Genomic DNA, 505 nt, shown 5'->3' with positions numbered 1-505 from the left:
TGCCTCGCTGGGCGTGGTGGAGCTGACGGTGGCACTGCACGCGGTGTTCGACACCCCCGACGACCGGATCATCTGGGATGTCGGCCACCAGGCCTATCCGCACAAGATCCTGACCGGCCGGCGCGAGCGCGTGCGCACCCTGCGCCAGCCCGGCGGCCTGTCGGGCTTCACCCGCCGCAGCGAGAGCGCATACGACCCGTTCGGCGCCGCCCATTCCTCCACCTCGATCTCGGCCGGGCTGGGCATGGCGGTGGCGCACCATCTGCGCGCCGAGCATGACCCCGCCTACCGCGAGCGCAACGTGGTGGCGGTGATCGGCGACGGCTCGATCTCGGCCGGCATGGCCTACGAGGCGATGAACAACGCCTCGGTCGCCGGCCCCGGCGCCGGGCGGCTGATCGTGGTGCTGAACGACAACGAGATGTCGATCGCCCCCCCGGTCGGCGCCATGTCCAACTACCTGTCGCGGCTGATGTCCTCGCGCCAGTTCCTCGGCCTGCGCGAC

Annotated in this window: 1 protein-coding gene; it reads left to right on the top strand. The window is 71.3% G+C overall.

Features of this window, described 5'->3' with window-relative positions:
- The coding region (locus tag HLH29_RS20115) for a 1-deoxy-D-xylulose-5-phosphate synthase N-terminal domain-containing protein (protein WP_275944201.1) at positions 1 to 505 on the top strand (505 nt) is incomplete at both ends.

Source organism: Gluconacetobacter tumulicola, assembly GCF_014174215.1.
Classification (GTDB): Bacteria; Pseudomonadota; Alphaproteobacteria; order Acetobacterales; family Acetobacteraceae; genus Gluconacetobacter; species Gluconacetobacter tumulicola.
The sequence above is the reverse complement of the archived record's forward strand: the minus strand, read 5'-3'. Positions and strand labels throughout refer to the sequence as shown.